This window comes from Brachyspira sp. SAP_772 (assembly GCF_009755885.1).
Classification (GTDB): Bacteria; Spirochaetota; Brachyspiria; order Brachyspirales; family Brachyspiraceae; genus Brachyspira.
Genome location: NZ_VYIX01000324.1, coordinates 1 through 569, shown reverse-complemented (window position 1 = coordinate 569; position 569 = coordinate 1). Strand labels below are relative to the sequence as shown.

Below are 569 nucleotides of genomic sequence, written 5' to 3'. Positions count from 1 at the left end.
ATTCAATGGATAATAAAAAAGATTGATTAATATTTAAAGAAGAGTATAAGATAATTAACATAATTTAGTTTACATAATTTATAATTCTATATTATTAATTAAAATAATATTTTATATAGAGATGTTTAATTTAATTTTGAAATAGAAAWTTTTTTATAAAAATTATTTAAAAAAACTTATTATTTAATAAAACTCTTCATTAATATATTTTRATCTAATAAAAAATAATTTTGAAAAAACAAMATAATTTTTCATTTCTGTATTGACATAATTTTGATTTTACTATATAAGAYTTGTGTCAATTTAAGAGCTACTATTTTTAATTTGGCAATTAAAACTATTTAGGAGTAAATCAATATTATGAAAAAGATTTTGATTTTCTTAAGTCTCGTAAGTATGTTCATGCTTACTTCTTGCGGCGGCGGCGCCTCTAGTTCTACTGATATCGTTATAACAGGTTCTTCTTCAGTTTCCCCTCTAATGTTCAAATTAGCTGAAAAGTTTGAAGAAGTTAATTCCAACTATACTGTAACAGTAGAAACATCAGATTCAACTATTGGAGTTCAGGA

General features: G+C 21.9%; 1 pseudogene. It reads left to right on the top strand.

The annotated features are described in order from the left end of the window. Nucleotides 1-360: 360 nt before the first annotated feature. Nucleotides 361-569: pseudogene (locus GQX97_RS14295) on the top strand (substrate-binding domain-containing protein); the annotation flags it as partial.